General features: G+C 37.0%; 23 protein-coding genes. 20 read left to right on the top strand and 3 right to left on the bottom strand.

Annotated elements, in window-relative coordinates:
- Nucleotides 1-98 precede the first annotated feature (98 nt).
- The 4 genes from ACFSJE_RS10155 (at nt 99) to mobB (ending at nt 3,112) form a co-directional block, all read left to right on the top strand.
- Nucleotides 99-761, top strand: a complete 663-nt coding sequence (locus ACFSJE_RS10155) for a hypothetical protein (RefSeq protein ID WP_379830861.1) — start codon at nt 99-101, stop codon at nt 759-761.
- A gap of 230 nt (nt 762-991) precedes the next feature.
- The gene (locus ACFSJE_RS10150; protein WP_379830860.1) at nt 992-1,213 is read left to right on the top strand and encodes a helix-turn-helix domain-containing protein; all 222 of its coding nucleotides are present in this window, start codon (nt 992-994) and stop codon (nt 1,211-1,213) included.
- A gap of 286 nt (nt 1,214-1,499) precedes the next feature.
- Entirely contained in the window at nt 1,500-2,084 is a 585-nt protein-coding gene (locus ACFSJE_RS10145) for a BfmA/BtgA family mobilization protein (protein ID WP_379830859.1), read from the top strand.
- A gap of 5 nt (nt 2,085-2,089) precedes the next feature.
- A complete protein-coding gene (mobB, locus tag ACFSJE_RS10140; RefSeq protein ID WP_379830858.1) occupies nt 2,090-3,112 on the top strand; it encodes a MobB family relaxase in 1,023 nt (340 codons plus the stop codon).
- Nucleotides 3,113-3,125: 13 nt separating this feature from the next.
- On the opposite strand, the gene ACFSJE_RS10135 is transcribed toward mobB, so the two are convergent.
- Nucleotides 3,126-5,780, bottom strand: coding sequence for a UvrD-helicase domain-containing protein (locus tag ACFSJE_RS10135; RefSeq protein WP_379830857.1), 2,655 nt, complete (start codon nt 5,778-5,780; stop codon nt 3,126-3,128).
- A gap of 365 nt (nt 5,781-6,145) precedes the next feature.
- Nucleotides 6,146-6,559, bottom strand: a complete 414-nt coding sequence (locus tag ACFSJE_RS10130) for a helix-turn-helix domain-containing protein (protein WP_379830856.1) — start codon at nt 6,557-6,559, stop codon at nt 6,146-6,148.
- Between the two features lie 144 nt (nt 6,560-6,703).
- Here ACFSJE_RS10130 and ACFSJE_RS10125 point away from each other — a divergent pair, with 144 nt between their 5' ends.
- From ACFSJE_RS10125 to ACFSJE_RS10055, 15 genes are all read left to right on the top strand, one after another.
- Nucleotides 6,704-7,930 carry a HEPN domain-containing protein gene (locus ACFSJE_RS10125; protein ID WP_379830855.1) on the top strand — a complete coding sequence of 409 codons (1,227 nt, stop codon included), beginning with the start codon at nt 6,704-6,706 and terminating at the stop codon, nt 7,928-7,930.
- Nucleotides 7,917-8,264, top strand: a complete 348-nt coding sequence (locus tag ACFSJE_RS10120) for a hypothetical protein (protein WP_272609718.1) — start codon at nt 7,917-7,919, stop codon at nt 8,262-8,264. Before ACFSJE_RS10125 ends, ACFSJE_RS10120 begins: the two co-directional genes overlap by 14 nt.
- A 4-nt stretch (nt 8,265-8,268) precedes the next feature.
- The gene (locus ACFSJE_RS10115; protein WP_379830854.1) at nt 8,269-8,616 is read left to right on the top strand and encodes a hypothetical protein; all 348 of its coding nucleotides are present in this window, start codon (nt 8,269-8,271) and stop codon (nt 8,614-8,616) included.
- A gap of 62 nt (nt 8,617-8,678) precedes the next feature.
- Nucleotides 8,679-8,972, top strand: a complete 294-nt coding sequence (locus tag ACFSJE_RS10110; protein ID WP_379830853.1) for a hypothetical protein — start codon at nt 8,679-8,681, stop codon at nt 8,970-8,972.
- A 262-nt stretch (nt 8,973-9,234) separates the two neighbouring features.
- Nucleotides 9,235-9,831 (top strand): DUF6088 family protein, encoded by a 597-nt coding sequence (locus tag ACFSJE_RS10105; protein WP_379830852.1) that lies wholly within the window; start codon nt 9,235-9,237, stop codon nt 9,829-9,831.
- Nucleotides 9,831-10,838, top strand: a complete 1,008-nt coding sequence (locus ACFSJE_RS10100; RefSeq protein ID WP_379830851.1) for a nucleotidyl transferase AbiEii/AbiGii toxin family protein — start codon at nt 9,831-9,833, stop codon at nt 10,836-10,838. Before ACFSJE_RS10105 ends, ACFSJE_RS10100 begins: the two co-directional genes overlap by 1 nt.
- Before the next feature lie 160 nt (nt 10,839-10,998).
- Nucleotides 10,999-11,556: a hypothetical protein gene (locus tag ACFSJE_RS10095; protein ID WP_379830850.1), complete on the top strand. Its 558-nt coding sequence runs from the start codon at nt 10,999-11,001 to the stop codon at nt 11,554-11,556.
- Entirely contained in the window at nt 11,557-12,207 is a 651-nt protein-coding gene (locus tag ACFSJE_RS10090) for a hypothetical protein (protein ID WP_379830849.1), read from the top strand.
- A 55-nt stretch (nt 12,208-12,262) separates the two neighbouring features.
- Nucleotides 12,263-13,300 carry a helix-turn-helix transcriptional regulator gene (locus tag ACFSJE_RS10085; RefSeq protein WP_379830848.1) on the top strand — a complete coding sequence of 346 codons (1,038 nt, stop codon included), beginning with the start codon at nt 12,263-12,265 and terminating at the stop codon, nt 13,298-13,300.
- Between the two features lie 117 nt (nt 13,301-13,417).
- Nucleotides 13,418-15,922 carry a site-specific DNA-methyltransferase gene (locus ACFSJE_RS10080; protein ID WP_379830847.1) on the top strand — a complete coding sequence of 835 codons (2,505 nt, stop codon included), beginning with the start codon at nt 13,418-13,420 and terminating at the stop codon, nt 15,920-15,922.
- Entirely contained in the window at nt 15,919-19,530 is a 3,612-nt protein-coding gene (locus ACFSJE_RS10075; protein WP_379830846.1) for a BPTD_3080 family restriction endonuclease, read from the top strand. The genes ACFSJE_RS10080 and ACFSJE_RS10075 overlap by 4 nt, the downstream gene beginning before the upstream one ends.
- 89 nt (nt 19,531-19,619) lie before the next feature.
- Complete coding sequence (locus ACFSJE_RS10070; protein WP_379830845.1) at nt 19,620-20,237, top strand: Cap15 family cyclic dinucleotide receptor domain-containing protein; 618 nt, start codon at nt 19,620-19,622, stop codon at nt 20,235-20,237.
- An 11-nt stretch (nt 20,238-20,248) separates the two neighbouring features.
- Nucleotides 20,249-21,262: a cyclic GMP-AMP synthase DncV-like nucleotidyltransferase gene (locus ACFSJE_RS10065; protein WP_379830844.1), complete on the top strand. Its 1,014-nt coding sequence runs from the start codon at nt 20,249-20,251 to the stop codon at nt 21,260-21,262.
- Entirely contained in the window at nt 21,246-21,863 is a 618-nt protein-coding gene (locus ACFSJE_RS10060; protein WP_379830843.1) for a hypothetical protein, read from the top strand. Before ACFSJE_RS10065 ends, ACFSJE_RS10060 begins: the two co-directional genes overlap by 17 nt.
- 629 nt (nt 21,864-22,492) lie before the next feature.
- Nucleotides 22,493-23,584, top strand: a complete 1,092-nt coding sequence (locus ACFSJE_RS10055) for a hypothetical protein (RefSeq protein ID WP_379830842.1) — start codon at nt 22,493-22,495, stop codon at nt 23,582-23,584.
- Here ACFSJE_RS10055 and ACFSJE_RS10050 read toward each other — a convergent pair.
- Nucleotides 23,576-24,787 (bottom strand): phage integrase SAM-like domain-containing protein, encoded by a 1,212-nt coding sequence (locus tag ACFSJE_RS10050; RefSeq protein ID WP_379830841.1) that lies wholly within the window; start codon nt 24,785-24,787, stop codon nt 23,576-23,578. The genes ACFSJE_RS10055 and ACFSJE_RS10050 overlap by 9 nt on opposite strands.
- Before the next feature lie 417 nt (nt 24,788-25,204).
- Here ACFSJE_RS10050 and ACFSJE_RS10045 point away from each other — a divergent pair, with 417 nt between their 5' ends.
- Nucleotides 25,205-26,584: a Gfo/Idh/MocA family oxidoreductase gene (locus ACFSJE_RS10045; RefSeq protein WP_379830840.1), complete on the top strand. Its 1,380-nt coding sequence runs from the start codon at nt 25,205-25,207 to the stop codon at nt 26,582-26,584.
- The last annotated feature ends 127 nt before the right edge of the window (nt 26,585-26,711 follow it).

Raw genomic sequence — 26,711 nt, 5'->3', positions numbered from 1 at the left:
ATTTATATGCTAACACTTATTTAGTTAAAGCTAATGATGCAGTCATGAAGGTACATAATCAAATATCCCTATCTTGAGGTATGGAAAAGTTGGGCAACATGTTAGCAATTTGGCTCCATCGACAAAAGTCAGTGTTTAGAAGTATAGATTCTAAGCTGGGACACCTTTCCCTTAACGAGCTTTCAATCCTTATCACCATACTTTTTGGTATGTTGCCATTGACGGTCTTTTTTATCATGGGCCATAATGATTATACATGGACACAGGTTCTGGCAAGCTATCTTTTCGTAGTATTGCTTTTTATCCTAGTTCTAGTGGTGGTGATTGGCTGGTTCAAGGCAAAAGAAATGGCAAATTCTGATGTAGAAGGGTTTTCATTTATAAAGCTATCATTTAAGAAGATAAATAAGGAATATTTTGGATTTGATGACTCTGATTTGGAAAATCTAGAACTTTTGACAAACCTTTTGCCTTCCAAAGAAAAGATTGCCATTAGAGAAGTGCCAAAGAACAAGCAATCTGGTAATCTGAGGTTTCTTTTTTCATTTTTGGACTATATTATTGAAGACGGTATTCAAGGACTGGGAAAGGAATCGAGGAACTCACTTTCTACTTTGGTTCAAAAAAGATTTTCCTTTGACGGTTCAGAAATCAACCCAAACACTTTTGCATCGAGTTACTCCAAATGGTCACAAAAGACCAAAGAAGGGGACTATGATGATACACGAAAAGCAATAACCAAAGCACTGGCTTTATCCTAAGTACTATAGATTTTTTTGTGCCAACCCCGAAAACAAAAGGCAATTAAAGCGCAATCTCCATTTCTCTATTTTTCACTTGCATCAAGTGATATATGTTTGTCTTGTACAATAAAGTAAGCGGCCGTTTACATATTCTCTAATTCCAAAAAGCAAAAGTTATGGAAGAGCAACAGAATGTGTTAACGTTACTTAAAGAAATCAAAATTATCCTTGGCCACCAAAAGAAGGTCATGAACGTTGAAGATCTCGCAGCTTATACGGGACTTTCTAAAAGCAAAATCTACAAGCTTACCTCATTAAAGCTCATTCCTATGAGCAACAACAAACATATCCGGCAAATATTTTTTGACAAGGACACTATTGACAAATGGCTTATGGGCGAACCAAACCTATCCGATGAATTTCTGGAAGAGAAGTTCAATCAACAGCTTCAAAGGAACAAAAACCACTGAACTTATTAATGCCTATGCACTTAATGTGCAGTATTTGGGTTTTCACGCGAGCGTGAAAAAACGAATAGCAAGAGGGTGATGCGCAAATTGCGCCATCACGGTTGTTTTCGGGTCTTCAACAAGTTGAAAACCAGTTGATTGAATGGATTTTGGAGTACTGTACAAAATCAGGGGCTACAGTGGACTTTTCCGAAATCTACAGTAAACCCTTTGGGAAACCCTATAAACACTGGAAATTTTTGACGAAAAAATTGACGCAATTTCACTAAAAAACAAAATCGAATCTATGGAAAAGCAATCTACAAATGGCAGAACCAAGAAAGGAACCGGTGGTTATTCCAACATCACGGTAAGGAAAGAAACGGCCATACGCTTTCGCAGCTATTCCAAAAGGTTCAACAAATCACATAGTGAGGTATTGGATGGGATGATACAATACTTCAAGGAGAACAACCTTGACCCTTTTGGAGAGGGAACAAAGATCATTCTTGACAGTATCAAAAAATTGGAGCGTCAGATGATGAAGAAATTCGATAGGCTCATAGCCATTATCAAGAACATGGAAAAGACCAGTATCCGGCCGACCTATGAAATGATGCTCATTCTTTATGAGGCATACGTAAAGGATGGGAGGAAACCTAAACGTGAACCCGTTAAGTTACAGGAAGAGCGAATGGATTTTTTGGAGCCTAGGAATACCGTTCCAAAAGTTGAGCATGATAGGCTTTTGCATGAATACAATGAATATAAAAAGCGTTGCAAAGAAATCCTAGATAATGTGGAGAAGGTGGAACCCATGATGGGAAAGCCCTATTTGAAAATCAATATGGGCATCGGGGATTTTGAAAGTCTGAAATATCAATTAAGATAACGCATATGTACCTTACCATCTCAGCACAGAAAATGGGCAGTACCTATAACTCCAGTGTAGGAAACTATGTGGACTATCTGGAAAAGGAAAACGAGGACAGATTGCCCGAACAAATGGAGGAATTCTTTGACCAAGAAAATGACAGTGTAAGCCCTCAAACGGTCATCGATGAAATAGATGCCAATACGGCCAAATTAAGGCAGAAAGACCCAAAATTCTATTCCATAGTGGTCAGTCCCAACCAAAGGGAGCTTAAGGCCATCAGCAATGACCCAAACCTGCTAAGGGAATACACAAGGAAGCTCATGGAGGACTATGCCAAGAGTTTCCATAGGAACCAAGAGGTCAAGGTAGAGAACCTGAAATATTACGCCAAGATCGAACATGAGCGTACCTATAGGGGATTTGACAAGCAGGTTAAGGAGAATGCGCCCTACAGAGGGGAAATAGCTAGGCTCAGGAACGAGATACGAAAAGTGGAACGGGGCGAGTCCGTTGGGAATGTCAAGGAACTTGAAAAGAGGATCAAAGAACAAACAAGATTGGCCCCGCACAAACAGAACGGACAATTGGTGGCCGCAGGGATGCAAAAAGAAGGGCCACAGACCCATATCCATATCATTGTCAGTAGAAGGGACGTGACGAACACCTATACGCTTTCCCCGATGGCCAAGCACAAGGCATCCGAGGTGGAGCTGAACGGAAGGACGGTAAAGAGAGGGTTTGACAGAGACAGTTTTTACCAAGCAGCCGAAAAGACCTTTGACCGGACAACAGGATTCAAGAGGAACTATGTGGAATCCTATGTTGGGAGAAAGGCCCATGCCAAAGAACCAGGCAAGTTCTTTGCCAAGGTGATGGGATTGCCTACCAAGGAAAAGGACATGGCCTTTAAACTTCTTAAGACCATGGGGGTCAAAGCTCCAAGTATCCCGACCAATAAAGTACAGATGGCGGCCAAGATCATCAAAGCACTTGGGAGGGTTATCGATAAGGCTAGGGGCACGGGTGAGGACATGGGTTACTGAAATCCAATAAGCGTCATAATTTTATTGTACTTCTGCACTTGGGATAATTTGTACACCCTAAAAAGTTCCCATATGGCCCTGTTCTCTTTGTCATAAAACCACTTTTGCAATCGGGACAAAGGAATTTGTCCTCTAAAATCACTATATCGCTAAAGGTCTGGCTACAGCTAGGATAATGAGAACACCCTAAAAATTGATTACCGTTTCTCTGATTTTGTCTGATAACTAATTTTCCTGTTTTGCAATAAGGGCAATTTGTAGTATTTAATGTTCCTTCTGAATTGGATAATAAATAATTGTTATCCATCATTAATTCTTCTACAAATAAGGAAGCCTCGGACGGAATTAATAATATAACCTCATTTTTAGTTCTTGTCAATGCAACATAGAATAATCTACGTTCTTCCGCAAATCTATATCCTTCATCCTCACTGAGCAAAAGCGATAAAATAGGGTCATCCGTCATTTTGTTGGGAAAACCGAGCAAATGATTTCTAAGGTTCAACACTATAACATTCTCTGCTTCCGTTCCTTTTGATTTATGTACGGTAAGGTACTTAATGTCAACATCCTCAAAGCCCTTTACTTCTAGTTTTCCAGATCTTGCAAAGTATTTTACTTTGCTGTTCGGAGTTAGTTTTATCAAGTCATTGATGTCAAAACCGTGCCTGCCCAAGACCAAGATTGATTTATTGCCATATCTGTTTACCAGTAATTGTATTTGGTCAATGAAAGCGTGTTCAATTTCTTCTTGTTTGTAATGAACAAATTTAATAGGGTCATCCAATGGTTCCTTCCGGGACTTAGGTTTTTTGGAAATCTGTTTGGTGTTTTTCTGTATGTATTTTGAAGTGATATCAATAAGAGATTGTGAATTTCTATACGTCTGTTCGATTACCAATTGCTCATACTTCCCGACATACTTCCCAAAATTGCTGAACAAGGAGACATCGCTTCCTGCAAAACGGTAAATCGATTGCCAGTCGTCGCCGACACAAACCAATTTTGCTCCAGATAAATCCCGAATTTCTTTGATCAAATTAAAACGTGAAAATGAAATATCCTGATATTCGTCAATGATAATATACTGATACGCGTATTGAGGCTTGTTAATTGTTATAACATCAGTAGCTTTATTTATCATATCGTTGAAATCAATCTCATTTCTTTCTCTTAGGACATTGTCATATTTTTCAAGAATTGGAATCACGAATTTTAAGAACATGTCCTGCCGTTCAAGCATAAAATCACTTTTGATTTTAGTTTTATGAGAAAATAAATTCATCAGCGAATGATGGTTCAATTGTCTTGATTTGCTCAGGTTTATAAAGCTTTCAATTAGCTTGTTTATTTCTTCGCCGAATTTTTTGCCATTATCAGATACTTTTTTATAAATGTCTTTAGCATCCCTTGGCTTTAAAGTAATGTTTTCCATTTCCAACATTTCCCTAAGTTTTTCCAACAAAATGTTGTCTCGATTGTAGTAGGAATACGTTTCTAATAGTTTGGTATTATGTTTTATGTGGGTTTCCCTTTTTAACTGCATTTCCTCTACATAATTTTGCTCATTAAAAGAGGTAAGCCATTTTGCCCGATTATGCTCGTCCACACCGAAATGCTCTAAATATATATCGTGGTCAGTTAGATAAAAGTCTGGACGGTACATTGTTTGTCCATGGGGATACGGTTTTTCATATGCATACTCGATACCATTGAGGTAAAAAAAATTTGCTATGGTGAGTTCCTCCACACTTTTCACCCTTTCACCTTGTAGCGTATCCAGTGTAGGGCTTTCTACTATATTCAATGGTTCACATTTTGACTTCAAAGTATGGAAATCAATTCCTTTTTCCATGTCCAATTTTTCACCGAATGAATCGAAGGCTTCATGCTCTTCCGGAATGTTCATATAACAGGCAACATATTGGATATATGATTGCAATGCTTCCGTATCGTTAAAAATGTCCGATTGTAAATATGTTTTGATTACTTCACTTAAAGTATTTTCATTTGTTACGGCAGGAGTGTCAGGATGATATTTTTTGATTATGTCGTAACCTAGTTTATGAAAGGTGGTGGCCTCGGTATCAAGTTCAATCTTTTTTAGTCGCTCATTTAATTCTTCAACTGTTTTTTTGGTAAATGACAGTAGTAAAATGTCTTTTGGTCTTATGTTTTTCTGTTCAACAAGATATTGGACTTTTCCAAGGATTGTCAGGGTTTTTCCAGAGCCTGCACCCGCAATTATTAAATTTGAATATTCATCGGTAATCAATGCGTTTCGTTGTTGTTCATCCAATTTTTTTCCTTCAATATTGTCGAAATACTGTTTTAGTTTTTCTTTTTGCGCCCTGACATAATTTTGGTTATAACTGATTATGTAGTTGTCAAAATTGCCAAAAACTTGATTAAAACGTTTAACGGTTTCTTCTTTTTTGTAGAAGTTGGTTTTGTTTCCAAAGAACTGTCCTACGGTTGAATACTCTGATTTTATTTGGTCGCGTTGTACCCAAGTTACGTAGTCGTTTAATGTTTGAATGTGGGCAAGAAATTTAGTGGCCTGCTTTAGATTTCTTAAATATTCAGGGTCTTGGTATTTTTTCTTTTCTAACCATTGTTGAAAAAATAACAACAGTCCTACAATCAAAATGATACTGGCTATCAACATCGTATTCACTGTTTAGGTCTTGGAATATTTAATGTGGACTAGAATTTTATGTGTTTTGGAGAAATCTCTCCTGCTCTTAAATATAATTACTTTATTCTTTCAAATGGTGACCACGATTATTAAGACACTTGGAAGGGGGGAGGAAACGGTCAGGGGAATTGTTAGGAGAATGGTTATTGAAATCCAAAAAGTAGGTTGCGCCCTTTCGGGTTTTTGCTTCACGCTTATCTACCGGAACACTACAAAAACCCGATAGGATCCATGCGCAAAAGTTGGGGTAAGTATTTGGGACGCTTGCAGCGCAAAACTTAGTTTTGCTCGCTTTTTGAGTTTAATTTAGAAGAAAGTTTATTAAAGAAAAGGAGTTATTTTTTGTCCAATAACTTTTCCAAGTAAGCAACTTTGTCCTTTTCAGCTTGGACAAGACGCTCATAGAGTTTCTTGTTTTCGTCATAAGCTTCAACCAATTTATCCAAAGGATTAAAAGTACAAGTATTGTTGTGGCCAAAGTTGCTACTGGACACCTTTTCATTAAAGGTGTTGAAATAGTTGATCATTGATTCCTCAGAAAAATTTTCAATAGCCTCTTTCGATACACCTAAAGCCTTGGCAATCTCTTCCAACTTAACATCGTCCACCGTTTCACTGTTCTCAATGTTGGAAACAGCCTGTTGGCTGATACCCAGTTCCTCAGCTAAGGCCTCCTGTTTCATTCCACGGAGTTCCCTGATCCTGCTGATCTTTCTGCCTATATGGTTGTTCTTGGTCTTTGTCTGCATATCTCAAATATAGGGTGTTTCGTACAATAAACTGATTGTAAAATACAAAACAGGTACAATAAAGTACAAGAGTCCATAGTGGGGTACGTGGAAATGTGGCCTTAATATGGTCTGTGATTCTCGAACCTTTTAAACCATGAACTAATGAAGTACCACACAAACATACCGGAAAACTTTGAAAGAGCTGAGGAACTCTACAATTTAATCGATAGCATGCTGAACGTGATTACCATTGATGCTATATTTCTTTCACGAAAACAAATAGAGGGAGATACTACTTATCATATGCTTACACTCTTTACAGATGTTGATAATGACCCCATTCCTAATGAGATACTGGCATTGGTATCTAAGCTTGGGAAAGAGCATCCCGATTTCAGGATAAGGATCTATACCGAGGAACAATCGGAGATAGGTCTTTCACGTGGGTCACTTTACTTCTTGGAACACTGTTGCCTTGGGGATACGGTATATGCCCGTATGGAGGGTGCAAACCTTTTGGACTATCCTGAAATGACCCTGACCAATATCATCAAAAGAACTTCACGCTACTATGACTCGGAAATGAAGAAGGTCACAACATTTGCCAATACAGCCGACATCTTGATAAAGGAAGGGGATTATGCCATTGCCACCTTCAACATGCACCAAGCCTTTGAACTTGGATTCCGCTTCATTGAACAGATGTGCATCGGAAAGTGCAAGGTTACGCATAGTATCATCAGCCATATAAACTATTGCAGACATTACTTTCCAACGATTGTTCCGTTTTCAAAAACCTCGGAATTGGACAACAACGAACTACTGTTGCTGTTGGAACACGCCTATAGCGTAGCACGTTACGGCAATGAATTTGAAATCGATAAAACACAGGCCCAAACCATTCAATCCGAACTAGGGGGATTTATTGAAGCAATATGGGCCGTATACAGGAGACACTATGACCATTGTATGAATCGAATAGAGGGCGAGGATTTGGGTTCCACTAATGAAACCCAAAATGAGGCCCGTAATGTTGGGGATAAACTTGAAGAATCCCTTTGGGGAAAACTGAAAGATTGGGAGGAAGAACACTTTATCACTTTGATGTCCCTTAACGGACACAAGACCATAGATATCACCACAGAGGGCTATTTGGACTCTTCATTCATGATTTCCAACTTGATAAAGGTATGTATTACGGCAATGGAATCCGATATGTTATCCAATCGGGTGGTCCCAGAACCGGAGCATAATATACGTGAAGTGCTTGGATATGTATTGGATATGATGCCCCATGATGAAATGAGATTTCTAGATAAGATCAGCAAACTGCTTTCGGAACCGAAATACAATCATGAATCCAAAATGGCATACTATGAAGAAGAATAAAAAGCTAAAGACCTTGGAAGAGATTCAACAGTTGAGGAACAATCTTTCAGGACTGTTGGGAAACAAAAAATCCATAGACCCTAAGGGTAACTATGTGTCCTTTGAGGTCAGGGACAATAACCATCTTTTGATGCAGATCATAAGTCTTTTGGAAGTCTGCGTTTTCGCCCTTGATGGAGAGGGAATGATGTTGTCCCCTGATAACAAAAATGCATCAAAAGAAGATAGCGTTACCCAAGTATTGGAACTGGTATTGAGCATTCTTCCAGATAGCCAAATGTATTTCATGGACAAACTGGACGAAAAACTATCGAAACTGGAAAACAAAAAATAAATCCATGAACCCGAACGAAGAAAAGCTCATTAAGGATTTGAGATTCCACGGCAACGACCATACCCCGACACTGGTTCCCCATCCATGGTTCAAGGACAAGTTCCAACCAACGTTCTTTTATCTTGACGGTCATGCCGATCTCTTGTTGACCGTTCGTGCATTGATATACCTTTCCATGCGGGCCATAAATCCAGAGCTTGGCTCTGATGATGTAATGGACAGGAACGAAGAGGAATTCATTCATCAGGCTATGACCATTGCCAACCGTTTGATGCCAGTGGGTGAGGAGGCATTGATGGACCATTTGAACTTATTTTACAGGGAAGAGAAGAAAGCCAAGGAAGAAAATTGATTAAAGAAAACAAGAAATAAAGGGACAGCTATGAAAAGAGCAAAAAGGAATTGAAGAAACTGATGAAATCCGCAAGATACAAGTTGGAGGTACTGGAGCCTACCAATCTACAAAAAGGTAAGTTCAGACCGTCCTTTGTTTTGTTGGATGGATACTTGGACCTTTTTGATACCATAGAGGCATTAATCAATGTATGCATCTTGGCGACCCAAGGAGACTCATATTCTCCACCACATGTAAAACAGCCCGGGGAGGATATACGGAAGACTTTGGAATTGGTCACACAACTTTTACCTTTTGATGAAGGGGAGTTCTTGGATGAGGTGAACCAACTTTTGAGGAAAGAGACATTTTGAATCTCCGAACAGGTGGAGTTTTCAATTAAGGTCGATTGTTAAACTAAAGATTCACGGTAACTCAATACTATGTTTGACTTTAGTGCAAATAGAAGGTTACTGGCAATAGTTACTAATAACCTTGTTTTTTACCACAAAACAGCTGCTTAACCCTTTTAAGGTATCCAAGTAATATTCTGTTCAATCATTCGTTTGTAATCTTTATAGCATAAATTAATTACAAATAATTTAAAATAGATTACAAAACAACTATCTTTGCCTCATGACAAGTACAGATGACAAGATAGAACAAAAAATAAAAGGGTTAAATCCCGGTTCAATCATTTTCACGGAAGACTTTCAATCACTTGGAAGTTCTGGAGCGATTGCGGTAGCCTTACACCGTATGGTTAAAAAAGGTGTTCTTAAAACATTGGCACGAGGCATATATGCTAAGCCAAAATTCAGCAAGTTGTTAAACCAAGAAGTTTTACCTTCCACAGAACAAGTGGCCGAAGCAATAGCTAAGCGCGATAGGGCAAGAATACTGCCGACCGGAGTATATGCACAGAATGTTTTGGGACTATCCACACAAGTGCCTTTAAAATTGGTTTACTTGACAGATGGGTCGCCCCGAAAAATAACCGTAGGAAACCGCACTATCCAGTTCAAAAAAACAACGCCGAAGAACCTCGCTTTAAAAGGCGAAATTAGTAAGCTAGTTGTTCAAGCACTCAAGGAAATTGGAAAGGACAATGCAACTGATGAGGAGCTAAAAAAAATAAAAGCAGTTTTACAAAATGAGGATATCAAAGATTTAAAACATGATATTTCTTTGGCCCCACAATGGATTGCAGAAATCATGGCACAAGCTTTATAATGGCAGCAAAGGATTTTTATTCACTAAGGGAAGGACAAAAAAGAGAGGTTTTTACAGCAATCTCACAAAAAAAGGGTCTGCCCATTTATGCAGTGGAAAAAGACTGGTGGGTGGTACAAACTCTTGACATCATTTTTCAACTTGAAATGGCACAACACCTTTTGTTCAAGGGTGGAACCTCGCTGAGTAAGGCCTGGAACATTATAAATCGATTTTCAGAGGATATAGATTTGGCTTTGAATCGAGAGTTTTTAGGATTTGAAGGAGGACTTATAAACAAATCACAAGTAAAAAAATTAAGGAAGAAATCCTTTGAATTTGTGACTACTGATTTCTATGAAATGTTACAAATAGGATTTCAGGATAACGGGTATGACAAAGTAAAATTTGATTTTGAAAATTTAGAGGGTGATGATCAAGACCCTGTTTCCATTTTAATCTATTATCCCGCGGTAACGGACCATTCAGAATATGTGTTGCCACGGGTAAAAGTAGAACTGGGAGGTCGCTCATTAAAAGACCCGTTTACAAATTGTGAAATAGCATCTTTTGTAGGTGAAGAATTTTCAAACCAGTCATTTGCGGATACACCAATTACTATTCCATGTGTCAACCCAGAACGCACTTTTTTGGAAAAATTGTTTTTGCTTCATGAAGAGTTTCAGCGACCCGAAGAAAAAATACGTGTGGAACGGTTAAGTAGACATCTTTACGATGTGGCAAAAATTTATAAAAGTGAGCATATTGGCAAAGCATATAATCAAGAGCTTATCATGTCGATTATTCGGCATCGGGAACGGTTTAATAGTATGAAGGGGGTGGATTATAACACACATTACCCACCCACCCTAAACCCTATTCCACCGGAACAACTTTTAGGTTTATGGGAGGCTGATTATAATACTATGCAAACCAATATGATTCCGGAAGATAGCCCCGACTTTTCAGATTTGTTGCTAATTATCAAGGCAGCGGCGGAAACATATAACGTCTTAACATTTATATGATTTACTAAGACCTCCCAACTATACATAAAGAGGGTATTCAATAAAAAACCCAACTTTTTACAGGAGAACTTCAATTAACAATTGTCATTTTTAAATGAGCATAGGAATGGTTATTTTGGTAACACATTAGTTTAACTCCCCCTTGATTTCAACGAAACCTATGCCAAAGTGTACAGAATGTAATGCTTATACAAAATTTAAAAATGGCCTTTGTACTGATTGTTACAAAAAGCAAAATGGAAATCCATGGGTTTCTGGAGTCATTAAAGGCAGAATTGCAGAAACAATAGTTGAACAACTTTTTATTTCATTGGGCTTTCAAGTGTTTAAATATGGGATGGAAAACTCTATTCCTGGAATTACGGATTTGCTAAAGGGTGTTCGTGGTGATGTAGCCAAGAATATAAGGCAAATGCCAGACTTGGTGGTGTTCAAAAATGACGAAGCCCATTTCATAGAGGTAAAGTTCAGAAAAAATGGATGCTTAGCATTAAAGGATATAGAAAAATATGGAGATTATCCTTTTGAGAATGCACTTTTCGTTTTATTGTCTCCAAAACATATTAAATGCATATCGCATAGAGAGTTGAAAGAAGGTAAAGAGATTACTGAAAAATGTCGAAACTGGTTAGGCAACCGCAAGGAGTTTGAAACGGACAAGGACTTAATTATCGACTACTGTAAATATGCTATCAAATTTTTTGAAAATGTGGATTAGATGAGCAAAACAGAACAGTTAAATAACCTTTTTGATGAATGGCAATTAAAAATACCCGAATATCGAGGGAAGTTTATCATGGATGGCATTAACAATGAAGATTTATATTCAAAGGCAAAGACAAAAGTTCTTTTCTTAACTAAAGAACCGAATAATCCGAATCAGGAAGCTGGTGATTTTAGGGAATGGTGGAAAGAAGGCCTAAAATATACCTTTTCGCATCGTTTAGCAGAATGGAGTTATGGAATTCTAAATGACTTTCCAGAATATGAGAAAATATGGATTGATAAAGATGACTACAATAATGCCATCTTTAGTATTGCATTTATGAATGTTAAAAAAGTTGGAGGAAAAGGACGCTCCAATTACTCAGAAATGGAAGAACATTTATTACTTAATAAAGACCTATTGTTAAGACAAATAGAAATTATACAGCCCAACATTATTATTATGGGCTTGTCCTGGAAAAAAATGAGGAATTTACTTTTTAATAATGTAAAATGGCAAAATAGTGGTTATAATGTCTCCATTGGTAAATATAATAATGCTAAAATCATCGATTTCTACCATCCCTCAGCGCGCAATGCAGCCGCAGCATCTTATAGTTTATTACAAAATGTAATTCAATCAAAGGCATTCCAAAAATTATAACATTATTATGACTTAAAAAAGAGTGTCCTTTAACGTCAGACCAATCAAACCAAATATGCCTAAAAACAAGAATTTTCAGAAAAGAATAACCGTACTGGATGAATGTTTTTCAAGTCGGACTGGTTTGTTTACACTTGAAAAATTAGGCGAAGTTCTACATGAAAAAATGGGCTTTACTATATCGCGAAGAACAATTCAAAATGATATTGATTACATCAGGGAACTTATTGAAAATAATCTCAGTAATATTTCTGATATTGATAAATGTCCGGTTTTTGTTCCAAAATTGTTTGATGGAAAAAAAACAGCATTTAGATATGTGCACACAGACTACGCATTAGGAAATCAACTATTAAGTAAACCTGATCAAGAACAATTGGAGGAAACCCTTGCAATTTTATCGAGATATAGAAATAGGGCAGATTTTGACTGGCTTGATGCATTATTTCCTAGAATTGAAACAGCATTTAATTTGGTACATGAAGATTACAATGGACTTATTAGTTATCAAAGCAATAGGGACTATATCGGGCAATCCCTGGTTGGAAAACTTTACAACCAATTACTGAGAAAAAAAGTACTTAGAATTGCATATCAGCCTTTCCAAAATGCTGATAGCTATATAAGAATTATACACCCCTATCACCTTAAACAATACAATGACAGATGGTTTTTATTCGGTTTACAGGAGGATGACAACTATACTGGGATTACAAACCTTGCCTTAGATAGAATTCAAAACTTTTCAGAAACCGACAAAAATATCAATGAGAACATAATTGACTGGGGGGATTATTTTGATGAAATGATAGGTGTTTCAAAAAGCGAGGGGGACCTGCCAATAAAAATAAAACTGAGATTTGATAGAAAAAGAATCAAATATGTGCTCACAAAACCTATTCATGGGGCTTCACAAAAACTGGATTCAAGTAATTCAGAAGGGAATGTCATCTGGATTGAAGTAATCCCTAACAGAGAATTGTATCAAACATTGTTATCCTTTGGTAAAGATGTAGAGGTATTAGAACCAACTGTGGTAATAGAAAAAATGAAAGAGCACACCCAAAAACTAAAAGAGTATTATACAAAATAGCTGTGCAATTTGTTTGCACATCAATGAAATATCATTGTGCTAAAGATAATTTGAAAATCAAGTCGTTATGAGAAAAAGATTACTTTCATTATTATTCTGCATAAGACATTAAACACTATGGCCAAAAAAAGAAAAGCATCGAAGTCAATATCCTCTTATGAGCATAAAGACAAAGAAAGGTTGAACAATCCTCCTGTGGGGCTTGTTAATGAGAATACTGATTCGGAATACGGCCAGAATATAAAGAAATATGCTTATGACCCACATCTAGACCCACAATTGCACTGGGCGGGCAAAACAGAACGTATTTCATTTGAAGTGCCAACTGTATCCCTACATGTCCATGAACGCATTGACCCAAAGAGTATCATTGATTCTGTAAAAAAGCCGACAGAGGATGATGAACAGTTGTCTTTATTTGAACAGAACGAAAAACCGTTGCGTGAAGCGGTCGAGTTCTATAAGCACAAAGAAGGATGGACCAACCGTTTGATTTCTGGAGATAGTCTATTGGTCATGAATAGTCTTCTTGAAAAGGAAGGAATGGCCGGCAAGGTACAAATGGTCTATTTTGACCCACCTTATGGAATTAAATATGGCAGCAACTTCCAACCTTTTACAAACAAAAGGGATGTTAAGGATGGAAGAGATGAAGATTTGACTCAGGAGCCTGAAACAATTAAGGCCTTCAGAGATACTTGGGAGCTTGGGATTCATTCATATTTAACTCACCTAAGAGATCGTATTTTATTAGCAAAGGAACTTTTAAGTGAAACAGGAAGTATTTTCGTCCAAATTTCAGACCAAAATATTCATAGAGTAAGGATGCTTCTTGATGAAGTCTTTGGCTCCGAAGGTTTTGTGTCTAGTATATATTTTCAAACTACTAGCGGCTTTGCTACAAAGGGATTAAGCAGGGTAGGTGATCAAATATTATGGTATGTAAAGGATCAAGAAAAATTTAAATTCAATCAATTGTTTGAAGACCAAGAATTAGAGGTTGGAATTAAAGGGTACAACTGGGCACAATTTCCTGATGGAAAAAATCGTGGACTTACCAAAGAAGAAAAGCAGAATCCAGAAAAACTACCTTCAGGAACTAAAATTTATAAGGCAGGTAACATAAAGTCGCAGGGTAAAACAAATAGCCCACAAGATTTTCTGTTTGAAGGCAAAAATTATCACCCAGGATCAAATCATCATTGGAAAACTACAGTTAAAGGACTTGAAAACTTAGCAAAAAAAAATAGAATTCATGTTGCAAAGAACAGTATACAATACATAAGATTTATTGACGACTTCCCATACAAAAAAATAACAAATGTGTGGCTGGACACCGGAACAGGAAGTTTTTTAGACGATAAGAAGTTCGTTGTCCAAACTTCTCCCAAGGTTTTGGAAAAATGTATTCTGATGACAAGTGACCCAGGTGATTTGATATTAGATATTACTGCCGGAAGTGGAACTACTGCTTATGCCAGTGAAAATTATGGAAGAAGATGGATAACTTGTGATACCAGTCGAGTAGCTATTACTATAGCTAAGCAGCGTCTAATAACAGCTAATTATAATTTTTATGAACTCTTGTTTCCAGATTTAGGAATTGGAGGAGGGTTCAAGTACAAGACAGTTCCTCATATTACACTTAAAAGCATAGCTAACAACGAACCATCTGCAGAAGAAGCTTTGTTTGACCAACCAATAATAGACACCAAGAAATCTCGAATTACAGGTCCTTTTACAGTAGAAAGTATTCCGGCCCCGATAGTACGAGACCTAGAGGGAAACACTCCAGATGCAGAAATTGTGGATGCCTCAATATCTAGACAAGGAGAAACACTTCGGCAAGATCAATGGAAGGATGAATTGTTAAGAACTGGAGTAAGAGCGAAGGGAGGTAGAGCTATAGAATTTTCAAGACTAGAAACACTATCTGGCACTAAATATATTCAAGTTGAGGGAGAGACAAAAGCAGAGGAAAATAATCCTCCACAGAAAGTATTGGTTGTATTTGGTCCTGAACATGCTCCTTTAGAACAACGATTGGTTGAGCTAGCAATAAACGAAGCTAGACTTATAAAACCTGATGTACTCTTGTTCTGCTCTTTTCAATTTGACGAAGAAGCTGCTAAAGATATTGATGAGACACCTGAAAAATTAGTTGGGTTTAAACTGTTGAAGGCGCAAATGAACATGGATCTTCAAACCGAGGATTTGAAGAAAAACAAAAATACAAATCAAAGTTTTTGGCTTATAGGCTCTCCTGATATTCAACTTAAGAAATTAGAAAACGGAAAAGTACAGGTTGAAGTCTTCGGGTTTGATTATTATAACCCAAAAACGGGAGAGGTTGATTCAGGTGGAAAGAAAAACATTGCTATGTGGCTACTTGACCCTGATTATGATGGAAGAAGTTTATTTCCAAAGCAGGTGTTCTTTCCTATGGCAGGAGCAATAGATGGTTGGACAAAACTTGCAAAAAACCTAAAAGCCGAGATTGACCAAGAAAAGATTGGAGAGTTTAGAGGCACAAAATCTCTCCCATTTAGTCCTGGTAAGCAAATTGCCGTTAAACTTATTGACGACAGGGGAATTGAAAGCCTAAAAATATTACACGTATGAGAAACATAGATAAGCTCATACTTTGCTCCCCATATAAGGAGCCGTATGTTCATTGGAACAGAAATGTCATGACCCAAGAGTTTTATCAAGAAGAGGGCAGACGACCTGCTGGATATACTATTGCAGGAGGAGAATTAATTGAACTTCCTTGGGTAAACGACATTCGGCAACGAATGGCAAAATGGGAGTTAGAAGGCAGAAAAGGATTAACGGGTGTTACCAATGAGCTCTTGGAACATTGGGAAACTACTGACAAAGAGTTCAGACAGTTTCCTTTCTTTTTTTGTCAGCTCGAAGCAATCAAAACAATCATTTTTTTAAATGAAGCTCCAGACAATTATAAAACAGGTATTGAAATAAGACAAGATGGAGGAGATTTTATTAGATGGTGCAGCAAAATGGCTACCGGCTCTGGTAAAACTACAGTTATGGCTATGTTAATTGCTTATAATGTGCTAAATAAAGTAAGCTATAAACTTGACCAACGCTTTTCTAAAAACATTCTAATTGTTGCTCCTGGACTAACCGTTAAAAGCAGACTAGCCGTTTTGCAACCTTCTCACGAGAATAATTACTACGATCAATTTAATATTGTACCATCTACTTTAATGGACAATTTAAGGCAAGGAAATCTTAAAATTGTCAATTGGCATATGTTAGCATGGGACACCCAAGAAAAACTGGATCAAAAAAAGGAAAAGGGCCAAATAAGGAGCGTTGATAAGCGGAAAACACTTGAAATAAGTGACACAGTTTATGCTAAACAAGTTCTAGATGATATGGCTAATACCTCAAACATTTTGGTTATAAATGATGAGGCCCACCATGCTTGGAGAACACCGGCAGAAAGCAAAGAGAAAAGTAAGAAAAAGGAGGAAATTGACAACACCGTTTGGGTTCAAGGATTGGACAGGTTGCACAAGAAAAATGGTATTCTCAGATGCCATGATTTTACGGCCACACCATTTTCTCCGGGTGGGAAGAAAGCAGAAAAGGATGCATTATTTACCTGGATTATAAGTGATTTTGGATTGAATGATGCAATAGAATCTGGATTGGTGAAAACACCAAGAGTTGTTATTCGTGATGATAGCAATGTTGGACCCGATTATAAATCAAGGTTATATCACATTTATAAGGACAAAGAGGTAAGTGAAGACCTAAATCAAAAACAAATACCCAAAGAAACCCCACTGCCAGATTTGGTGAAAATGGCATATGAACTTTTGGGAACCGATTGGTTAAGGACAAAGAGAGATTGGCAACAAACCGAAGGTATTGATATACCTCCTGTAATGATAACCATAGCTAATACTACGTTTACCAGTGATAGGATAAAATATCATTTTGATTCCAAATCATGTGAGGTCAAGGAATTATGTGAAGTTGACAAAACACTCCAAATAGATTCCAAAATTATTGGAAGAATAAATAATGAAGATGAAACATTAACCGGTTCTCTAAAAGAGCAGGCAGAATCATTAAGGGAGATGGTCGATACGGTTGGCAAGAAAGGAAAGCCGGGGGAACAGATTCAAAATGTGATTAGTGTTAGTATGTTAACTGAAGGCTGGGACGCTAACAACGTTACCCACATTATGGGATTGAGAGCATTTAGCAGCCAATTGCTATGTGAGCAGGTTATAGGTCGTGGTCTGAGAAGGGTAAGCTACGATTTTGATGAGGAAGGGATGCTTGAACCTGAATACGTGAATATTTTTGGGGTGCCGTTTGAATTTATTCCACATGAAGGAGGTTCTGGCATCCCTAAACCCCCGAAGCCCAAAGTTCAAATAGAGCCAATACCAGAGAAACAAGAATTTGAAATCAGTTTCCCAAACATTTTAAGAATAGATACTCTTTATGAGTCTTCCTTATCAATTGATTATGATGAATTGGACGATTTAGAACTCAATCCTGAAGAAGTTATCACGGAGGCTGAAATGGGAGGTGTTATGCAGGGCAATATTACTCCGGCCGCATTAACTGAAGTTGACATAAAAAAATTTGAGGATAATTATCGATTGCAGACCATAATTTTTAAGGTAGCTACAAGAATATTTGTTACTGAAAAACCGAATTGGAAAGGTGATCAGCATGATTTTCTAGCACAACTGATTTCTCTAACTAAAGAATTTTTGAACTCAGATAAAATTATCATCAAGAATAGTTTGTTTTCGCAAGACCTTGTCAGAAGAAATATTTTATTACTGATGAACATGGGTAAAATCATTCATCATTTTTGGAACGCTATTAGGGACCAAAATGATGAAGCTCGTACTCTTGTTTTTGATAAAGAAAAACCTATTAGAAGTACTTCAGACATGCCAACTTGGTATAGTGCAAAACCCAATCTTTGGATGGACAAAACCCATATCAACTATACTGTTTTTGATAGTACTTGGGAGGCGAATAATGCCAAGATTATTGACAGACATGAAAAAGTAAAGTCTTTTATCAAAAATGATCACCTTGGTTTTTTCATTAAATACAACTACAGGGGAATAATCAAGAACTTCTTGCCCGATTACATTATCCAAATGGTTAATGGGGATAAGTTGATTCTTGAAGTTAAAGGACAAGATTCTCATCAAAACAGGGTCAAAAGAGACTTTTTGAATCTTTGGATAGAAGCAGTTAATCAAAATGGGAAATTTGGAAAATGGTATTGGGCTGTTGTTTTTAACTCATCAGAGGTCCAAAACATACTGGATGATTATGAATCTTTTCCAACGGCTCCATTTCTTCCTGAGATTGAAGTAGAGGCAGAAATACTTGGAGAAACACTTATCGAAAGTTCCAAAGCGTTATCAAATGTTTTTAATATTTCTCCAGAATTGCTTGAAGGTGCAAGTTCTTTTCAAGATATGGTACAGGTTTTGGTAAAGGAACTTGTTACCGTCAATTTGAATAAAATAGTAGAAACTATAAAAACTTCACTTAAAGATTCGGAAGAAGAGTTTATTGATGATACAGAAATACAATCAAAGATTTATTCGGTCCTAGATGGAATTACACCAAATGACACAAGAGTTTATGATTCAAGAATACGTAATTGGCTAAAGGATTCAAAAAAACTGCATAAAAGGAGTTTTAGTTATCTATTATCAGGAGAATATATTTTTGACACCTTGATACGCCATAATTCTCAAGATTTTAGCCCATTTGTTTTACAATGTTCTCGATCAGTAGAGAATGAACTATTGACAAAAGTATTTGCTCCTTTTATTGAATACGTACATGAAAGAGATCCTAATGTTGAAGAAACGTATTCCCAAGATTTAGCGAGTAATAGATATGGACTTTTGGCCAAACTTGTTGTTAAACAAAGCAAAACCTTCACACTGGGTAACATGAAATTCGCTTTAAGGGAATTAAATCAAAAGCATAACATTGATAAAAGTGCCTTTTTGATTGATTTTGATAGGTATACAAAGGAACAATTCTCAGAAGATATATATGAACCTTCAATACTGGATGATCTTGATAGGCTCCAAAAGGATTTCAGAAACAAATCTGCTCACACAGGAACCATAGATAAAGACAGGGCTAATGACTGCAAGTTTTTGGTGAGAAAAATACTTGCAAAATTTTTGAACGTTTTCTAGAATACTATACTTCAAAATTGATGCTATGCAAATACATTGCATAGCTCTAAACCATATTTGTAATATCAATTTTATAACTGAATACAGATATGGAAAAAGACTATCTGAAATATTATCACCCCAAATTTTTTATTGTATTAATTATACTTGGCTTTCTGCTCATATACTTAGCCAATCATTCCTTTGGCTGGTCTATATCAATCTTTGGTTTTCTAACAATCTTGATTACGGTCATCACTAAACACCTATGGCAATATGTGCCATTTAGATGGTTGTTTTGGGTGGATAACTTTTCAGGCAGATATGAAGGTAAACTTGTATATCAGTACCATGACCAGAATGGTGAAGTGCAAACGGGAGAACTAGATCACATTAAAATAGTTTCACAATCAGGAAGCCATATAAATATTTCTTCTTTCACAAAAAAACCCGATGGATCATTGTCGTCTCCCTCAATTAATAAGGGAATGTATGTGGAAAAAACACAAGATGGTCAGCATTATAATTTGATTTACAACTATCTGAATGAGGGAAGTACGGAGCAAGGTTTTCCTCCCCATTATGGAACCGAGATTGTAAAATTCATCAAAGAAGGTAAGAGCAAAAGATTGTCAGGAAGATATTTCACAAACAGGTCCCCCTTTCAAACCAAAGGAGAGTTTAAGGATTTAAAATGGGTTAGTCGCAACAAAAATCACGATTATTAAAAACTATAAAAATGGCTGTATTAAACAAAGAATTTAACAAGTTTGACAAGGAAATTAAGTTAAACACCACAAGAAAAGACTCTCTACAAAAGAGCAGGAAAGATTTACGAAAAAAAATCAAGAAATGGTTTAAGGAAAATAAGGAAAATGAAATTCAACCTAAATTCCATAGTCAAGGTTCTTTTGAAATGAATACTATTATAAATCCAATTGTAGAATATGATGGAGATGAAAACATCCTTAGAAAATATGATTTGGACGATGGAGTGTATTTTATCAAAAAAGATGAAGATGACAAGAAACAAAGTATAAATACTTGGCATGATTGGGTGTTTAAAGCCACAGAAAATCACACCAGTAAAGATTCAAAAAAGAAAACAACATGTGTAAGAGTCATTTTTTCGGATGGGCATCATATTGACCTACCTATTTACTTCAAAGAAGGTGATAAAATAGAATTGGCCCATAAATCAAAAGATTGGATAGAAAGTGACCCTAAAGCTTTTTACTTATGGTTCAATCAAGAAAAGGAAGCAAAACCTAGATTAGAGGCTATTGTTCGTTGTTTAAAGGCTTGGAAAAATTATAGAGAAAACAATAACTCAACACTGAAATTACCAAGTGGATTTGTATTGACTATTTTGGCCACAAATCATTATGTAGATGCTGATAATTTAGATGAAGCCTTTAGAGAAACTGTAAAGGCTGTCGATATAGCACTAAATAAGAAAGGGGGATTTAATTGTTTCAGACCAACAACCCCATCAGATGAAAATCTCTTTGACAATTATAGTGAGACCAAAAAATCTAACTTTCTAAGCACTTTAAAAAGCCTAAAGGATGATTGCATTAAAGTCTCTGATGAAAAAAATTATAGAAAAGCTTCAGAGATTCTCCGGAATAACCAGTTTGGAATTCGCTTTCCTTTTGGAGAAGATCAGGATGAAAATGAAAGATCAAATGCTCTGAGCAAATCACTGGGTTCGGCGATAATTAAACCAAAACCTTATGGTTCCACAAAATGAAATTGAAGAGGCTCTTTTGGTGTATGAAGACTTAAGTTATGCATCCACTTCAAACATGATTTATGGTACTTTGCATTTGCCGGACAAGGACAGCTATGAAATAGAAATAGATCTAAAGCCATGTCCAAAATTCTTTCCTTCGGTCAAAGAGACCGGAGGAAGAATCCCCATTAAATTAGACAGGCATATTTATCCCATAACCGGTAGTTGCTGTTTTACCACCAGGGCTCAATCCCAAATCCTTTTAAAAACCAAAGTTAAATCTTTGTTGATGTTCCTGGATTTAGTAGTAGTACCTTATTTTGAAAACAATTCTTTTTACGAGATTCATAATTGCTATTTTGGAGATGAATACCCACATGATGAGTCCGGTATTCTTCATGGGTATAGAGACATACTTAAAATTGAAGACAGGGCAATTATTGAAAGAACAATTGCTAATACCATTGCCAATAGCCGATTTAGAGAACATCAACTATGTTACTGCGGTTCAGGCCGAAAACTTAGAAAATGCACCCATAAAAGACATATCCAGAATTTGAGAAATCTTTATTTGGTTGATAAGGACGTTTTGAAATCAGATTTAAAGTTGTTATCCTGAAATATTAATTATGTATTGTATTAAAGGAGTATACTAAAAGTTACCCTCATTCATTATATTAGTTGACTAGAATCATTGTGTTTGTTTTGACTTCTTTTATAACAGAATTTCGATGGCATTGTCAATAACAAACGAATCCAATTCTTTTATATAGGCCTATGTTTTGGCGCCCCGATGATTTACTTATGATATCTGTTTGATATTGATAATAAAGCGGGTTTGGTGGTTGCAACATATTCTTGTTGAAATTGTTGATGTGATGCTCCATGCAATTTTGCCGCAGGAAAATCTCCCAAATAAAAATTCACGGCCAAGAAGTTTAATTAACTTTTTTAATGTATTGACCAATGGGCAGTTTTCTAGGGCAAAATATTTTGGAAGTATAATCAAATAGAAGTTTTTCCTTAAGCCCACAGCTTCCTTTTTGGATATTAATTATGTCAACACTTTCATTTTAGCAGAAGCTGATTTATCAATGTTGTTGATCAACTCGTCCCAAATAAATGAGTTTACTTCTCTTCACTGACAGATTTTTACTAATTCGGATAAATCCAGCTTTAGTATTTTTTCGAGATAATCACCATTTTTTGGTGATAAACTCGAATTTTAACTAAGAAATCTTTATTAAAATGAAAGAAAAATCTTTTACAAGAGTAGAATTATATGGTTTGGTATGGGAGCAATCTTTGAATGATTTGTCTGAGCAGCTTGAGGTAACGCAAGAGCAATTGAAAGATGTTTGTCAAGAATATAATATCCCATTACCTAGCCGGGGTCATTGGACAAAGGTTAGGTTCAATAAAGAAATAATCAAAACACCTTTGCCTAAAATGGAAAGCAGAAATATCAAAATAAACTTGGCCTCAGATTCCATAAAATTTAGAACGGATTACCATAAAAGAGCATATGAACTGGAGCAGCAAAGCAACTTAAACTTTAAAGTACCCAAGAGGATTGTACAATATCATCCAACAATAAGGAAGAGCAAAAAACTATTGGAGCAATTAGATGAGAGCAAAGATGTCGGATTTTGGGAGTTATCTCAAGAGCATGAAATATTACCCATCCATACGGATCTCAAAATGAGATCTAGGGCATTTAGATTTATGAATACACTGATTTTGGCAATAGAGGCTATGAATGGAAAAATCATCTTTGAGTATAGCCGCTGCCATATACAGATGTTCGGTCAAAAAACAGAAATAAATCTTCGCCAGAAGTACCATAGAATAAGGGAGAAAGATAAGTCTGGCTGGAGTAGGGAATCATGGGAAAAAAGCGATAAGCTAGAATTTCAGGTCGGACCTTCCTTCAGACAAAAAAATTGGATAGATAGAAAAACTATCCGTTTAGAAGAATACCTTCCACAAATAGTAGCTTGGGTTGAAAAAGATTGCAAGTATTGGCATGATTTACGGGCGCAACAATCAGAGCAAAAAAGAAGGAGGGAACAAGAACTGATAAAAGAGAAAGAAAATCTGAAGAAAATAGCAGAGGAAAAATCCAAATTGGGCCAACTTATCTCAGATTCAGAGAACTGGTATAAGGCAAAACAAATAAGAGACTACCTGAGTGCCTATAAGAAAAAAGTAAAACCAGATAAATCTGTTATAAATGAAGAAAATCAAGTTTATCTGAAATGGGCGAACCAAAAGGCGGATTGGTTAGACCCTTTAACCGAATTTGAAGACCCAATTCTAGGAAAATCAGATTTAGAGTAATACTTCTATGGCTTTGTCAACCACTGAGGTATCCAGTTCTTTCAAATAGGCTTGTGTTATAGCCATATTCTGATGCCCCAATGACTCGCTGATTACATCTGTTGCAACTCCTTTTTGCTTAAGGCAATTGGCAAAACTGTGACGAGCCACATAACTTGTTACCGACTTTTCGATTTCGGCTAATTCGGCGATGGCTCTCAAGTCTATATTATAACTTTTTAGCACTTTGGTTTTACGGTTCTCTATTTGATTTGGTGTAAGTTGGTCATGAAGCAAAATGGGAAAGACATATTTCGTGCCCAATGAATTTTTACGATAATGATCCAAGATTTTCTGAACCGGAGGCAGAATTTTAATGGTAAAGTTTCCCTTGGTTTTAGAGCGCGTATAATAAATGTTCCCCCCTTTGATGTCCTTCCATTTCAGCTTCATCATATCAGCAAAGTTCATTCCTCGAGTGTAGAAGCTAAAAACAAAATAGTTTTTGCTATTCAAAAGCTCTGGATTTTCAGAAATGTCAACATTGATAATTTGCTTTACCTCTTCAAAGGTAAGCGCCTTTTTGACCCCTCTTCCTTTCAATCTAGATACTTTGTATGTCCGAAAGGGATATAGGGATTCCTTTACAATGTTCCTTCTAATGGCTTGGTTAAATAATGCCCTTATAGATCTCATTCTCACACCAATACCTCCATCTGTCCCACCTCGCGAACGCAGATAGGCCTCATACTTTTCTAGAAAGGCCGGGGTAATGTCAGTAAAGGAAAGGTCTTTGTCAAATTTTAAATATCTCTGGACGGATTTACTGGTATCGTTGTGAAAGCGAGCATTTCCCATTCTGCCAGCCAACTTCAATTCCTCAACTATTTCATCCCAAAAGTCAAAAACGTTTCTTCTGACCGGATTGAATGCCAACCTGAAATTATGTTCAAATTCCCTCAAAGAGAAATCGTCTTTCTCCATTTCCAACTCTGCAATCACTTTTAATGCTCTGTCCCTAAACTTTAATAACAATCGGTTGTCCTGAATAAAATTGTTGTGATTCTTATTGAAGGAGCCAGTACGTTCATCCCATTCTTTTGGAAATGCATTGTAAATGGTCTTGAAGTATTTAGATCGCCTATCTTTGGTCACACGAAGGCACACCGGATAACTTCCATCGGACAGCTGTTTTTTTCTTAAAACCGTTCGTACATTAATCATTTTTAGTAGTGTTTTGGGTACAACATAGGTACAACAAATGGTCTTTTAAAGGTAATATTGATGCTTCTAAATGAAAAGAAAAAATTCATAAAACATTGAAAATCAATAAATAAGAAACCAAATGAAAATTTATGACAACTAAAAAAAGCTGCTCATAATCAGGTGGTCCCTGGTTCGAGCCCAGGTGGGACCACGAAGTGGTCAAAAAGTCTTAGCGAAAGCTGGGACTTTTTTTGTGAAACAAACCGAGGGAGAGAAGTTTATGCTGAGTTCAGCCGAAATAAGCCCAAGTGGGACCACATAAAACCCTTTCAAATCATTGATTTGGAAGGGTTTCTTTATTTCTGAAAATAATGTTGAGTTGATTAGAATCGGCATTTCAAAGATTAATCTTAAATTAAATGTCAAAAATCGACCATGCCGAACAACGAGCCCAAGACATTCTACATCAACCGAAGAAACTTTTTAAAAGGGTCCACTGCGGCTTTGGCGTTATCATCTTTTGGCGCCTACGGCTTGGATTTGATGTATTCCCCACGGAAAATAAATGTTGGTCTTATTGGTTGTGGTTGGTATGGCAAAAGTGATTTGTTCAAACTGATTCAAGTGGCCAATGTAGAAGTGGTTTCGCTTTGCGACGTGGACCAAAACTATTTGGAAGAAGCTGCAAAACTGGTTTCCGAACGGCAGAAATCCGGCAAAAAACCTCGTTTATATAAGGACTACCGCAAAATGCTGGCCGAAAAGGATTTGGACATTGTCCTTATTGGATCTCCAGACCATTGGCATGCGCTTCAGGCCATTGAAGCCATGGAATCCGGAGCACATTTGTACTTGCAAAAGCCCATCAGTCTTGATGTTTTGGAGGGCGAGGCCATTTTGGCCACTGCTCGAAAATTGGGAAAGAAGGTCCAAATAGGAACACAGCGCAGAAGCACACCACATTTGGTTGAGGGTAAGAAAAACATCATCGAAGCGGGATTATTGGGTAAAATTTCCCATGTTGATATTTGCTGTTACTACCACATGCGATGGAATGCAAACCCGCCAATTCAGCAAGTGCCGGATTATTTCGATTACGACCTTTGGTCGGGTCCTTCCCCAATGCGACCTTTTATTGGTCTGCCACATCGCAACTGGCGTGCGTTTATGGAATATGGAAATGGTATTGTCGGCGACATGTGCGTCCACATGTTGGATACGGTGCGTTGGATGTTGGGGCTGGGATGGCCCAAAAAAGTGAGCTCAACGGGGGGAATTTACGTGCAAAAGGATTCCATTGCCAATATTTCGGATACCCAAACCGCCATATTTGAATTTGATGAATTGAATTGCACCTGGCAACACCGCAGTTGGGGCACCCCTCCAGACCCGGAATACCCTTGGGCGTTTTTTATTTATGGTGATAAAGGAACCTTAAAAGGGAGCGTATACAAATACGAATTTATTCCAAATGACGGTGGTAAAACCATTAAAATGGATGTAGTGTTTGAACGTGAACAATATCCCGAAGATTTAAATGAAAAGGATATTGAACTGCATACAGCGCCAGCAACGCGAGCCCATATGTTGGATTTGTTGGCTTCCATTGAAAACGATACACTGCCTGTTGCTGATGTGGAGCAAGGTCATATTTCCACCGCAAGTTGCATCATGGCCAATCTTGCGATGGATTTGGAACGGCCCTTGATTTACAATCCTCAACAAAGAATCATTGTGGATGACGTGGAGGCCACAGCATTATTAAAACGGCAATACCGCGGTCCTTGGCAGCATCCTTCCGAAACTGCCTTATAATTGATAAAATAGTAGGATTGAATCAGTAGTAATCCTAAAAATCTGTTTCGAATTCCAATTCACTGCGCTCAGATTTACTTTACTCCTCAGGATTCCGTAATTTCCAACGAAATTCTAACTAATTCAA

The sequence above is a fragment of the Flagellimonas iocasae genome (genome assembly GCF_042682725.1).
In the GTDB taxonomy this organism is placed as follows: Bacteria; Bacteroidota; Bacteroidia; order Flavobacteriales; family Flavobacteriaceae; genus Flagellimonas; species Flagellimonas iocasae.
This window is presented reverse-complemented; position numbering and strand designations above follow the sequence as displayed.